This is a genomic window from uncultured Roseibium sp. (genome assembly GCF_947496995.1).
GTDB lineage: Bacteria > Pseudomonadota > Alphaproteobacteria > Rhizobiales > Stappiaceae > Roseibium.
Genome location: NZ_CANMFD010000009.1, coordinates 30,136 through 42,049 on the forward strand (window position 1 = coordinate 30,136; position 11,914 = coordinate 42,049).

The window sequence follows — 11,914 nt, forward strand, 5'->3', positions numbered from 1 at the left end:
CTCCTTACCGGTTCGCCGAGAAGGTGAAGGCGCGCTGCAGGGCGAACATCAGCCTGTCGAGCGCAAACCCGATGACGCCGATGGTCAGCACCGCGACCATGATCTTTGCGAGCGACTGTGAAGAGCCGTTCTGGAATTCGTCCCAGACGAATTTTCCAAGTCCCGGGTTCTGCGCCAGCATTTCCGCGGCGATCAGCACCATCCAGCCCACACCCAGCGACAGGCGCAGACCGGTGAAGATCAGCGGCAGGGACGACGGCAAGACAAGCTTGGTGATGGTCTTCCAGGTCGGCAATTGCAGGACACGGCCGACATTCATCAGGTCCTTGTCGACGGAGGCCACACCCAGCGCCGTGTTGATCAGCGTCGGCCACATGGAGCACAGCGTCACGGTAACGGCGGAAATCAGCAGGGATTTCGACAGCCACTCGACGGGATCCGCATAGGTCGCGGAAATGATCATCGTGACGATCGGCAGCCATGCCAGTGGCGAGACCGGCTTGAAAATCTGGATAAGCGGATTGATCGCCCCGTTGAACGACCGCGACAGACCGGAGGCGATTCCGAGCGGAACGGCGATGATCGTCGCGATCAGAAATCCGAGCCCCACCGTTTTCAGGGATGTGCCGATCTGGTCGATGTAGGTCGGCTTTCCGGTATAGTCGCGCCACTTGACCTTGTCGGACTTGCCTTCCGCGACCAGCTTGGCGTTACGCTTGTCCTGACGTTCGAAGAAGGCGTCCGCCTTGTCGCGCTCGCGCACATGGTCATCCCAGAGGTTGACGGCCTGATCCCAGACCTGGGCCGGACCGGGAACGGCGCCGAGAGACGTCTGCACCTGCGGCGCCAGGACGCCCCACAGGACCAGAAAGGCGGCGATACCCAGAAGCGGGATCACAAGCACCCGCTTGAGTTCTCCCAACTGTTCCTTGCGGCTGTCGCCGGCGGCGATCTTCAGGAGCGGCACGGTCCACGACAGACCAAGTGCGTCCAGCCAGCCGGCAGCCTTGTTGATCCGCGTGAAGAGCTTTTCCCGGCGTGCGGCACGGGCAAGATCCTGACTGCCTGCAATGTCGGCATTGGCCATGATGAAGGTCCTCGTCTCGAATTTCTGATGCTCAGTGGGAAAGGAAGGAGCGGCGGCAGGTACCACCGCCACTCCTCTTCCCTCCCTTAACCGCCGACGACGTCGCTGCCGGTCACGACCTGATTGCCCTTGAGGCCGATCGGCAGGCTGTCGATGTAGGCGTTCGGCTGTTTGCCGTCGTAGGCGATGCCGTCAATGACATCCCCGGCCGGGGTGGGCACCCGGTAGCCGTCGGTGTCCCAGGGGAAGTCTTCCCTAGCGACATGGCCGTCCTCGACCAGCAATTCAGCGGCCTGGAGATAGATGTCCGGGCGGTAGACCGACTTGGCCACCTCGTCGTACCAGCCGTCGGGCTTGTATTCGCCGATCTGGCCCCAGCGGCGCATCTGGGTCAGATACCAGACCGCATCCGAGTAGTAGGGATAGGTCGCGAAGTAGCGGTAGAAGACGTTGAAGTCGGGAACGTCGCGCTTGTCGCCCTTCTCGTATTCGAAGGTGCCGGTCATGGAGTTGGCGATGACTTCCGCGTCCGCGCCGACATATTCGGAGCGCGCGAGGATCTCGACGGCTTCCATGCGGTTGGCGTTGTCGTTTTCATCCAGCCACTTGGCCGCACGGATCAGCGCCTTGGTGACGGCAAGCGTGGTGTTCGGGTATTCCTCGGTGAACTCCTGCGTCATCCCGAAGACCTTCTCCGGATTGTTCTTCCAGATCTCGTAGTCGGTGATCACCGGAACGCCGATCCCCTTGAAGACCGCCTGCTGGTTCCACGGTTCGCCGACGCAGTAGCCGTAGATGGTGCCGGCCTCAAGCGTCGATGGCATCTGTGGCGGCGGGGTGACCGACAAGAGCGCATCGGCCCGGATCTGGCCGGAAATGTCGGTGTCGGAATAAAAGCCCGGATGAATGTCGCCGGAAGCAAGCCAGTAGCGCAGCTCGTAGTTATGGGTGGAGACCGGGAACACCATGCCCATGTTGAACGGCTTGCCGTCCGCCTTGAACTTGTCGACCACCGGCTTCAGCGCCGTCGCCTTGATCGGGTGGACCGGCTTGCCGTCATCCTGCATTTCCAGGTGCGGCTTCATCATCTCCCAGATCTCGTTGGAAACGGTGATGCCGTTGCCGTTGAGATCCATGGAAAACGGCGTGACGATATGCGCCTTGGTTCCGAAGCCGATTGTCGCCGCCAGCGGCTGGCCGGCCAGCATGTGCGCTCCGTCCAGTTCGCCGGTGATCACCCGGTCCAGGAGAACCTTCCAGTTGGCCTGCGGCTCGAGGGTGACGAAAAGCCCCTCGTCCTCGAAATACCCGAGTTCATAGGCAACCGCGAGCGGCGCCATGTCGGTCAGCTTGATGAAACCGAAGGTCAGCTCATCCTTTTCGACATCCAGCATCTCGGCAAAGGCGCTGGAAGCGGGCGCCAGCGCCGTGGCAGCCATCAGGGCGCCAAGAGCAACCCGGCGGGTGATCTTAGTTGTGGTTGACATCGTTTCGTCCTCTTCCCTCATTTGCCCTGCGCCGGCCCGGCAAAGGGCCCAGGCGCAAAATAAAAAAACCGCCGTCTGACCAGCATGAATGGAAGGAACCATGCAGATCAGAACGGCGGCTTTGCCTGAGCACCCAGCACCGGGCGCGATATAAGATGGGCCAGCGTCGGCCACATCTCATTCGAAGCACGAAGCGTGCCAATTAGATGATTTTCGGTTTTCCCGAGAATTTACAGGGAGTTATGCCTCAGGCTTCTGGAGGCCGGTTTGCACTGCCTGCATGAATTAATGGCTGCAACCGCAGGCAGTTGAACTTTTTTTGTGCACCGCAGCGCATCTGACCGGCAGACCTCGGGTCATAATCGCGGCTAGAAATTCCGGCCGTCGAACATGCGGATTGACGCATCCCGGGGAACGTTTTCCAGCCCCAGGGCCGACAGATAGATGTCGGGAGAAAAAATCCTGGCCACTTCCGCGGTGGCATCTTCCGACCGCTCCGCCTGCCCCCAACGCACCATCTGCTCGTGGAACCACTTGCCGTGCGCCGGCATCGGCGCCATCTGCGCCCCGCCCGAGAACGTCAGAAAGTCCGGGACCTGCTTCATAGTGTTCCGGCCAAGGCGCATGCTGCCCTCAAGCGCCGGGAGGCAAATCTCTATCGGGCAGGCCAGCGTATCTGCGCGCGAGAGCAGCCCGGCGAGCTTTTCAACGTTTTCCGCCGAAGCGCACCAGTAGGCAGCCCCGGACAGAGCGCGCAGCAGGGCTGCCAGCGTTTGGGGATTGGCCTCCGCCCATTTCCGGGTAACTCCAAGCACCTTTTCCGGACTGTCGGGCCAGATGGCCTGCTTGTAGGTTGCGATCCTGCCCGTCCCGGCAGCCACCGCCGCCGTGTTCCACGGCTCTCCGACGCAATAGCCGTCAAGCTGGCCTGTCGCGAGCGCATCCGCCATGATCTGCGGCGCAAGGACGGTAATTTCCACGTCGCTGTCGGGATCCAGACCGGCGGCCGCGATCCAGTAGCGCAATTCATAGGCATGCCCGGAGAACGGATGGACCACGCCGAAATTCAGCAGCGGCGCCGCTTTTGCACGCCGGTTTGAAATGACGTCCGCCAGCGCCTTGCCCGTCGAGGCAGGATCGCCTCCGGTATCGGCGCCCGCAGCCGCCATGTCCGCCCAAAGGCCGGTCGACACCGTTATGGCATTCCCCCCCAGACCGAGCAGCATGGGGGCCAGCATCGGCACGGCCAGACTGGTCAGGTTCAGGCTTGCGGCGATCGGCATCGGCGCCAGCATATGGGCGACATCGAAATGACCGACGGCAATCCGGTCGCGGATATTCGCCCAGGAAGTTTCCCGGACGAGCTTCAGCGCGATGCCTTCCTCTTCCGCGAACCCCATTTCCGCGGCTGCCACCAGAACCGCGCTGTCCAGCAGAGGAATAAAACCGGCAATGACGGGTGTTAAGCTCTTGTCCATAATCCTCCGGTCTCCCGATCGGCCGTTCCGTCCCGACGGTTTCTTTCAATGAGCATGGCTTAGTCCTCCAGCAATCCGCTGGCGATCACCAGGCTCCGGGCCACTTCTATGATCTTGCGGCTCTGGTTCATGGCCGACCGGCGCAGAAGGTCATAGGCCTCCTGTTCCGACAGACCTTTTGACTTCATCAGGATGCCCTTTGCCCGGTCGATGGTTTTCCGGTCGGCGAGTTCGCTGCGGGCTTCCTCCAGCTCTTCGTTCAGCTTGGAAAAAACCCGGAACCGGCTGATGGCCATGTCGAGGATGGGCTTCACCCGCTCCCGCTTCAGCCCGTCGACGACATAGGCGGAAACGCCAGCGTCGACGGCCGCCTCGATCGAGTGGCTGTCCGACTTGTCGACGAACATCGCGATCGGCCGCCGAACTGCCCGGGACACCTGGAACATGTGCTCGAGCTGGTCCCGATTGGGGTTTTCCAGGTCGATGACGATCACGTCCGGGTTGATATCCGCGATCTGCCGTACCAGCCCGTCCATCTGGTGTACGAGAATGACCCGGTCGTGCCCGGCATCGCGCAATCCCTGCTCGATGATGGACGCCCGGATCTTGTTGTCATCGATGACCAGAATGGAAAGCCCGCGGATCATGCCGCCATTATGCGCAGGGCTACTTTTTATGCAACAAACATGCTGCAGCGCAGCAACAATTTTTTATCAAAGCGCCTTATAGAATTGAATTTATTCATATTTCCCGCGCGCACCCTCCTGTAGTAATCCCTGGAGCATTGGTCTCCGATGCTCTTTCTGCAGGTTTCTCACCGTTTCGATACCTCACGGGACGGACAGGCGGGCGACACAGGTGAAACACTCACGTCAATGGGCTAAAAGCACCCCATGAAGCCTGCAAGACAGCCTATCCTCCGGCGCCGGGCCGCTACGCTGCTGGCAGCCTGTCTCTCGATTCTCATGCCGGGGGCCGCGGATGCTGCCAAGCTTCAGGTGATCGACAGCACCGAAGCCCCGTGGCCATCCATTGGCCGGGTGAATGTTGCCGGCTATCGCACCACGTCCATGTGCACCGGTACGCTGATAGCTCCCGACATCGTGCTCACCGCCGCCCATTGTTTTTATAACAAGCAAACCCTGAAACCCTTCCCGGTTGACGACCTGCTCTTCATTGCCGGTGTCAGACGGGGCGAATATGCAGCCAGGCTGGAAGCTGCCTGTTTCAGAACTGCTGAAGGGTTCGTGCCGTCGAAAGACGTCAAACTGGCTGATATCCGCAACGATGTCGGCATCATCATCCTGAAGGAGGCCAGTTCGCTGGCCCCCATACCACCCCTTTTGCCGCGCCAGGCTGCCCGGCTCACGAAAGACACCCGGTTTCGATCTGTCGGATACAGGAAAAGCCGCCGCTATCTGCCGACCGTCGTTCCGGCTTGCAGGGTTCTGGGAGAAGCGGAAGAGAGCTGGGTCACCGATTGTTCCGCCGAAAGCGGCGCGTCCGGCGGTCCGCTGCTGGTCGAAACACCTGAGGGTCCGCGCGTGGCGGGCGTCATGTCGGCAAGGATCGACGACGACCGGTCGGCCATCGTACCGTTTTTCAACTGGCAGACCTTGCTGGAAAGCCCCTCCTGCGACCAAACTCGATTACCACCGGGCACCGCGCCGACCCGGCCTTCCGCCGCCGGCAACTGATCCGCACCGGCCTTTCGGCAAAAGGGCGATTTTTAACTGCCCCTTGGCACATGCCCCCGCTATGGTGCTACCGGCGGGCAACACGAGTTCCCGGACGGCGATGACTTCGCCAGACACCAGATCGACAGATGCAAAGATACATTGGACGATGAACCAATCCGCGCCGCCGCTTCAACCAGACCCGATCCGGACGATCCCGCTGAACAAGCTGGCCTTCGTCGCCAGCGATACGCCGGAAGCATGTGCCGCTCTTGAAAACCTGGTGAAGCGCTACGGAAACTATGCCGTCGAAGAAGCAGATGCGATTATCGCCCTGGGCGGCGACGGGCTGATGCTGCAGACGCTTCATGCCCACATGAGCAAAGGCAAACCGATCTACGGCATGAACCGGGGTTCGGTCGGCTTCCTGATGAACGAATACCAAGAAAACGACCTCAAGGAGAGACTGGCCAAAGCGGACATCACCACGATCCGCCCGCTTGAAATGACGGCAACGCGAGAAGACGGCGACACACATAGAGCTGTGGCCATCAACGAAGTCTCCCTGTTGCGGGAAACATCGCAGGCAGCGCGGCTGAGAATTTCGGTCGACGGCCGGGTCAGACTGGAGGAACTGGTCTGTGACGGCTGCATCGTGGCCACGCCGGCCGGAAGCACAGCCTATAACCTGTCCGCTCACGGTCCTATTCTGCCGGTCACGGCCAATCTCCTGGCCCTGACGCCGATCAGCGCCTTCCGTCCGCGGCGCTGGCGCGGCGCTTTGCTGCCGAATCTGGCCAGGGTCGATATCGAAATCCTCGATCCGGCGAAACGGCCCGTCAGCGCGTCCGCCGACCACAGGGAATTCCGGGACGTCGTTCATGTCGCGATCAAGGAATCCACCGAGCTTGAAGGGCTGATCATGTTCGATGCCGATCACGGCTGGGACGAACGCATCCAGACGGAAATGTTCCGCTATTGAGGGTGCCCCGCACCTGTGGGGGTCGACGGCATCGATAAAACGCTCACAGGCAAGACCCTGTTAAGTATGATTGACCATACTTGCGTTACCGGGAGCACGTCCCGCTCAATCCCTTGCAGCTGCAGACGAGGACAAAAGCTGACATGGCCGACACTGCCAAGGATCAGAATTACGAAATCCTGTCCCCCCCGAGCGATTTGCGCAGCAAGGTGCGTGAACTGACACCGCGGGAAGCCAGGAAATTCGATCCGGTGAAGGCCGCCGAGGACGCGATGTACCGTCTCTCCCAGCATTTCGGAACCTGGATGGACAACGAAACCCTCGCCCTGACAGGCGCCTGGGAAGCCGTGCAAGTCGAAGGCATGTCCGAAGAAACGCTGGGGACGCTGTTTCAGGCAGCGCACAATATCAAGGGTCAGGCTCTGACCCTCGGCTTTCCGCTGGTCGGCGAAGCGGCTGCCAGCTTCTGCCATCTGATCGAGACCGTGCCCTCCCCCGCCGCCTTGCCGCTGGATCTGGCCGAACGCTATGTGGAAGCCATTCGCGCGATGGTCAAGGAAGGCGCAAAGGACGACGACAACACGACAGGCGTCCAGTTGCTGGAAACCCTGAAGACCGTTACCGGCGAGTTTCTGGAACAGTTTCCCGAAGACCCCGAGTAAACTGTTTCCTGTCTGCAATCCTTAAAAACTGAATTTCTTAGCGGAGCCTGTCAGGCAGCCGCTGTCGCCAGCAGTCCGCCGTTCTTGAGCAGCAGGCGCGCCTCCAGCCGGGCGACGTCTATGGCGAAACGGCGGAGGAATGCGGTGACATCCTCATCGGCTCCAAGTGCCCCGTCCTGCATTTCCGCAAGCAGGGTCTCCGTCAGCATTCTGGCTTCGTCGAGCGCAAGATCGTAGGTGAAGTCGGCATCAGCCTGCCGGGCGATGTCGATGGCCAGCAGGAACGCCTGATGCGCCCTGAGCGGCAGGCCGGCCTTGCGCAGCATTGCCTGCAGGGCCGAGCGCCGGACCGTTATCAGCAGACTGCACAGGCGCGGCAGCGGCACCTGGCCCAGATTGGCAAGAGCGGCGGCGAAGAACCGCAAGCGGCCGCAGCAGACCGCACGCAGCAGCAGGCGGGTTGTCAGCTTGCCTCTCAGCCGCAGATGTTCGACGAACTCGGACATGTCCTCCACGCTGGCTTCCAACGCCAGACGCAGCACAACCTTGTCTTCGGCGTCACTCAGGAATGTTTCTCTTTGATGTTCGGGCACCCGTTCCAGGACGATCGGATGGTCGTCCAGGTTTTCGGCAAGCCGCATGAGCAATTCATAGCGGGTCGGCAGCGGCAGTTCCCGTGTCTTCAGGAGTTCGTCGCAAATGTCCGGGCGGTGTTCGAACCGTTGTGCCAGACGCAGCAGCGAGGATTGCAGAACCTGCGCGCTGGTGTTGCGCAGCAGCACCCGGCAGGCAACTTCATTGCCGACCTCGCAAATCGCAGCACAAATGGGCGCAGGCAGTCCGGCCCGCTCCGCAATGGCGCACTGCACGGCATCGCTGCCTTCTGCAAACAGGTCGACCAGTTCCGCGTCGCTCAGGATCGGGGAGGATTTGAGAATCGGCACCGCGACTTCATCGACATCGCCCGCAAGGCAACGCACGACATGCGCCGGTGCATACGAACTGCTGGCGAGAACCTGCGCAATTGCCTTGCGCACGCCCCGGCTCGGGTCATCCAGAAGAATTGTCAAAGCCGCAACCATGCTGCTCCAGTCCCGGCTACCGGGTTCTGCTGCCAGACAGCGCTCCGCGAATTCCTGCGCGGCCTGGATATCCAGGGGGCACTCGTCGGTGTTATTCAGCTGTAGAATGTCGTGTACGGTCATGGCGGTAAAACAATCTTCCCAAGTGTCGGATGTTATCCTGACATCAAAGGCTTAACGATCGGTTCACCATAATTTTCACAAGGGTGGCCGGATCCCGGCGATCAGGCCGGCGGCAGCAGATCCTTCTGTTCCTCTTCCGCCTTCAGGCGCAAGAACCGCGTGAGATCCAGCGGGCCACCCTGATCGGCCAAAGCCAGCTCCTGGGCTGCAACCTGGTTGGAAGCACCGGTCATCCCGCTGAAGAGCGCCACTTCCTCTACAGCCGCGAAAGCCGAAGCAAACCGGGGATTGACGCCGGCCTGGGTTGAGGCGTCGTCATTGCGAAAGAGCGCCTCGAACGGATTGACGGTCTCGGTCGCCTGGAATGCCGACAGCACACGCGTTGTGGCTCCATCCACGTCGCCTCCGTTTATAGACGCATCAGCAGGGCCCTGAGGCGAGCCGCCGCCGGGAGTTGCCGCAACCCGTTCCTCCTGAAGGAAAACAGCGCTTGCAGCCGGGCCCGCGGACCGGCCTGAGCGGGTGTCGGGAAGGTCAAGACGCGCCCGTGCGAATTCCGGCGAGTTTCCGGCCGAAAACGCAAGTGCGGCGCCGTTCGCCGCGGCCATCTCCACGGCGGTGGACGGCTTGGAGCGCATGGCGAAAGCAGCTGCCGGATCGCCGGCCAGATGATCGAAAGAACTCGGGTCGAGACCCGGTACACCGCCGTCCGGTTTGGCGTTCGGCAGGGCAGCCACGCTGGTGAGCGCCCCGGAAGTCCGCAGGTTCTTCTTGCCGCTGACTTCCGCGATCATTGTCACCGCATCATGCTTTGAGACAATGACTTCATAGACCTCCTGCATCGACCGGGCGGTGCCGTTGCGATTGTAGAAGATCGGTTTATTCGCTCTCGCCTGAGCGGAAAACACGCTGTCAGCCCGCATGTCCGGCTTGGCTGCCGTGGTTTCAATCAGCTTGCTGGCGCCGTGCGCCCCGAGGAAATGCGCCATGTAGAGCTCGCCATCCGTCGGATCGCGGCCGATTCTGCGCTCAAGATAACTGGCGTTCTTCTGTGTCAGTGCGCCCGCCATCATCGACGAGATTTCAGGATCCTTGCGCAGATCGAGAATCTCTCGCCGCATCTGGGGATCGCTTACGTAAAACTTGCCGTTTTTGCCCTGTTTGATCTGATCGGAGTATTTATCCAGGCCGTACTTCGGCCCCGCTTCCTTCATTGTTTCCAGCCAGGTCGATTCAATGAACTGGAACAGCCCGGTCGCGCTCGAGGTTTTCGCCTTAGCCGCAGGATTGAACGAGGATTCCCGTGCAGCGGTTTTCACCAGGTAGTCGAATGACGTACCTGTTGAACTACTCGCAGACTGAAACGCTAGCTCGATCCGAGACGCGATCGAGGTGGTGTCAGCGATAAGCATGACCCTGTCTCCTCGACGGAACTTAAATTATGACTTCGTTAACCTTAGTGCTCACTTCACGCCCAAAAGGTTAACAATACCTTAACAACACACAGGTGATGGGAGTGGCAACTACAGGCGTTTCGTTTTTACTTCCGCCTGCGAAGTTCTACGCATGTGAACCGCCGGATTTGTGGACATCTAAAGACCATCCGGACTTTTTCTTTGGAAAAAACAACACCAAAAAAATCTACTGGGAACACGAATTACCGTTGATTCCGGTGAGTCGGCAACCCCTGATGAAAAAAGACGCCGACATTTGCAGCGTCTTTTTCAGGTCAAAATGCGCGGAGCTGCGGGTCACCAAAGGTGGAAACCCGCGTCAGCGGGTTTTTCTCATGTCTGGGGCCGGCCCATCTGAAAGACTTCGGTAATGACCGCGTAGTCCATGTACCCGAGGCGCGACAGCGGCTTGTAGCGGGTGACGTCGACACGGCCATCGACGATCACGTTGTCATCGATGTGAACGCCAACGACCTGTCCCATGACCATGTAGCTGTCGGTTTCCGCACCGTCGAGGCCCTTCAGATGCAATGTCTGCAGATGCTTGCATTCGAGCGCCGTCACAGCTTTCGCCACCCGGGGAGCCTTGATCATCCTGGAGGGCGCCATTTCCAGACCGGACAGGCCGAATTCCGAAGTTTCATGCGGCACGGCGGCGGACGACACGTTCATCTCGTCCTTCAGGTCCCAGCTCGCCATGTTGCAAACGAATTCACCGGTCGCGTCGACATTCGCGACGCTGTCCTTGTAGCCGGTGGAGGAAAACACAACGATCGGCGGCCGGTCGCAGACACAATTGAAAAAGCTGTACGGTGCCAGATTGGACCGTCCTTCCTTGTCCAGCGTCGAAATCCAGCCGATCGGCCGCGGAGCGACAATCGCCTTGAACGGATTGTGGGGAAGGCCGTGATCGTTCTTTTCCGTTTCGTAAAACATGGGCTACTCAGGCTCCGTCCAGTTGGTGATCAAATCAGAAAGTTCCGGGCGCGGCCGCTCGAAAGGCGGCTGGGTTGCCGTGCCGATCTGAACGAACCCGGCAAAACGTTCGCCGTCGCGGGCGCCGAGATAGCGGGCGGCTTCCTCGTCGAGGCAGTACCATTCGCTCAGCCATTGCGACACAAAGCCGGACGCGGCCGCAGCCGTCACCAGGTTCATGCACACGGCACCCGCCGAAAGTTGCTGTTCCCAAACGGGTATCTTCGGGTGTTCCGCAGCCGTGCTCAGGACGCCGACCACAAGCGGCGCTCTGGTAAAACGGGTCAGTTCCTTCTCGCACTGGTCCTCATCGAGCGGACCGTTCCTGCGCTTGCAAAGCTCCGCGAGCCAGACACCGATGCGCTTTCCCTGCTCCGGCCGGTACAGCACGAAGCGCCAGGGCGTCAGCTTGCCGTGATCGGGCACGCGCGCAGCAATGGTCAGGATGTCCTTGATCTGCGTCTCGTCCGGTCCCGGGCCTGTCATGGTGACCGAGGGATGGGAGCGCCGTTTTCTCAGGAATTCAAGGGTCTCCGGAGAACCGGAATGAAAACTCGCCATGAAGGTATCCTGTCCAGATAGTCGCGTTTGAAACCATCCCCCTATTCGATTGACCATATTTGTCAACTTCTACCGGCGACACGACGGGAGGTTTGGGGTCCTTGCACACGTTGCTTCGTTCAACTGCGGCAACAGACGGTTGAGGCGTCGGAATTGACGGTACGCTTTTCATAAAGGCAGGAATATAGGTCATATTCCGCGGAGACTGGGCGTTATCCTCCCATGGTCTTGAATTTGCCCGATTTTCAGTCCCAATAAAGAAAAACGGCATTCGACTCAAAAGACGGGTTTTCCTGTCGGGGAAAAATGATAATGAAGTGGGCATGTTGAACGCAGGATTTGTTTCG

Annotated in this window: 11 protein-coding genes; 3 read left to right on the forward strand and 8 right to left on the reverse strand. The window is 60.1% G+C overall.

Annotation, left to right across the window (positions count from 1 at the left end; all coding sequences use genetic code 11):
• Window positions 1–4: 4 nt before the first annotated feature.
• The 4 genes from Q1B40_RS23940 to Q1B40_RS23955 form a co-directional block, all read right to left on the reverse strand.
• Window positions 5–1,087 carry an ABC transporter permease gene (locus tag Q1B40_RS23940; RefSeq protein ID WP_299820818.1) on the reverse strand — a complete coding sequence of 361 codons (1,083 nt, stop codon included), beginning with the start codon at window positions 1,085–1,087 and terminating at the stop codon, window positions 5–7.
• Between the two features lie 86 nt (window positions 1,088–1,173).
• The gene (locus Q1B40_RS23945) at window positions 1,174–2,574 is read right to left on the reverse strand and encodes a CmpA/NrtA family ABC transporter substrate-binding protein (RefSeq protein WP_299820821.1); all 1,401 of its coding nucleotides are present in this window, start codon (window positions 2,572–2,574) and stop codon (window positions 1,174–1,176) included.
• Between the two features lie 368 nt (window positions 2,575–2,942).
• The gene (locus tag Q1B40_RS23950) at window positions 2,943–4,052 is read right to left on the reverse strand and encodes a CmpA/NrtA family ABC transporter substrate-binding protein (RefSeq protein WP_299820824.1); all 1,110 of its coding nucleotides are present in this window, start codon (window positions 4,050–4,052) and stop codon (window positions 2,943–2,945) included.
• A gap of 59 nt (window positions 4,053–4,111) precedes the next feature.
• Complete coding sequence (locus Q1B40_RS23955) at window positions 4,112–4,699, reverse strand: ANTAR domain-containing response regulator (RefSeq protein WP_299820826.1); 588 nt, start codon at window positions 4,697–4,699, stop codon at window positions 4,112–4,114.
• A 246-nt stretch (window positions 4,700–4,945) separates the two neighbouring features.
• Between Q1B40_RS23955 and Q1B40_RS23960 the strand changes: the two genes are divergently transcribed.
• The 3 genes from Q1B40_RS23960 (at window position 4,946) to Q1B40_RS23970 (ending at window position 7,372) form a co-directional block, all read left to right on the forward strand.
• Window positions 4,946–5,749 (forward strand): trypsin-like serine protease, encoded by an 804-nt coding sequence (locus tag Q1B40_RS23960; protein WP_299820829.1) that lies wholly within the window; start codon window positions 4,946–4,948, stop codon window positions 5,747–5,749.
• Between the two features lie 148 nt (window positions 5,750–5,897).
• A complete protein-coding gene (locus Q1B40_RS23965) occupies window positions 5,898–6,710 on the forward strand; it encodes an NAD kinase (protein ID WP_299820832.1) in 813 nt (270 codons plus the stop codon).
• A gap of 143 nt (window positions 6,711–6,853) precedes the next feature.
• Window positions 6,854–7,372, forward strand: coding sequence for an Hpt domain-containing protein (locus tag Q1B40_RS23970; protein ID WP_299820835.1), 519 nt, complete (start codon window positions 6,854–6,856; stop codon window positions 7,370–7,372).
• A 50-nt stretch (window positions 7,373–7,422) separates the two neighbouring features.
• On the opposite strand, the gene Q1B40_RS23975 is transcribed toward Q1B40_RS23970, so the two are convergent.
• The 4 genes from Q1B40_RS23975 to Q1B40_RS23990 all read right to left on the reverse strand — a co-directional run bounded on the left by Q1B40_RS23975 (window position 7,423) and on the right by Q1B40_RS23990 (window position 11,567).
• Window positions 7,423–8,577, reverse strand: a complete 1,155-nt coding sequence (locus tag Q1B40_RS23975; RefSeq protein ID WP_299820838.1) for a DUF2336 domain-containing protein — start codon at window positions 8,575–8,577, stop codon at window positions 7,423–7,425.
• A gap of 101 nt (window positions 8,578–8,678) precedes the next feature.
• Window positions 8,679–9,989, reverse strand: coding sequence for a transglycosylase SLT domain-containing protein (locus Q1B40_RS23980; protein WP_299820842.1), 1,311 nt, complete (start codon window positions 9,987–9,989; stop codon window positions 8,679–8,681).
• 375 nt (window positions 9,990–10,364) lie between these two features.
• Window positions 10,365–10,967 carry a flavin reductase family protein gene (locus Q1B40_RS23985; RefSeq protein ID WP_299820845.1) on the reverse strand — a complete coding sequence of 201 codons (603 nt, stop codon included), beginning with the start codon at window positions 10,965–10,967 and terminating at the stop codon, window positions 10,365–10,367.
• Between the two features lie 3 nt (window positions 10,968–10,970).
• A complete protein-coding gene (locus tag Q1B40_RS23990) occupies window positions 10,971–11,567 on the reverse strand; it encodes a nitroreductase (RefSeq protein ID WP_299820847.1) in 597 nt (198 codons plus the stop codon).
• Window positions 11,568–11,914: the final 347 nt, after the last annotated feature.

What these genes read in the sequence shown, in the direction of transcription:
- Q1B40_RS23940 (WP_299820818.1), bottom strand. Translation starts at nt 1,087, where the DNA reads ATGGCCAATGCCGACATTGCAGGCAGTCAGGATCTTGCCCGTGCCGCA.
- Q1B40_RS23945 (WP_299820821.1), bottom strand. Translation starts at nt 2,574, where the DNA reads ATGTCAACCACAACTAAGATCACCCGCCGGGTTGCTCTTGGCGCCCTG.
- Q1B40_RS23950 (WP_299820824.1), bottom strand. Translation starts at nt 4,052, where the DNA reads ATGGACAAGAGCTTAACACCCGTCATTGCCGGTTTTATTCCTCTGCTG.
- Q1B40_RS23955 (WP_299820826.1), bottom strand. Translation starts at nt 4,699, where the DNA reads ATGATCCGCGGGCTTTCCATTCTGGTCATCGATGACAACAAGATCCGG.
- Q1B40_RS23960 (WP_299820829.1), top strand. Translation starts at nt 4,946, where the DNA reads ATGAAGCCTGCAAGACAGCCTATCCTCCGGCGCCGGGCCGCTACGCTG.
- Q1B40_RS23965 (WP_299820832.1), top strand. Translation starts at nt 5,898, where the DNA reads ATGAACCAATCCGCGCCGCCGCTTCAACCAGACCCGATCCGGACGATC.
- Q1B40_RS23970 (WP_299820835.1), top strand. Translation starts at nt 6,854, where the DNA reads ATGGCCGACACTGCCAAGGATCAGAATTACGAAATCCTGTCCCCCCCG.
- Q1B40_RS23975 (WP_299820838.1), bottom strand. Translation starts at nt 8,577, where the DNA reads ATGACCGTACACGACATTCTACAGCTGAATAACACCGACGAGTGCCCC.
- Q1B40_RS23980 (WP_299820842.1), bottom strand. Translation starts at nt 9,989, where the DNA reads ATGCTTATCGCTGACACCACCTCGATCGCGTCTCGGATCGAGCTAGCG.
- Q1B40_RS23985 (WP_299820845.1), bottom strand. Translation starts at nt 10,967, where the DNA reads ATGTTTTACGAAACGGAAAAGAACGATCACGGCCTTCCCCACAATCCG.
- Q1B40_RS23990 (WP_299820847.1), bottom strand. Translation starts at nt 11,567, where the DNA reads ATGGCGAGTTTTCATTCCGGTTCTCCGGAGACCCTTGAATTCCTGAGA.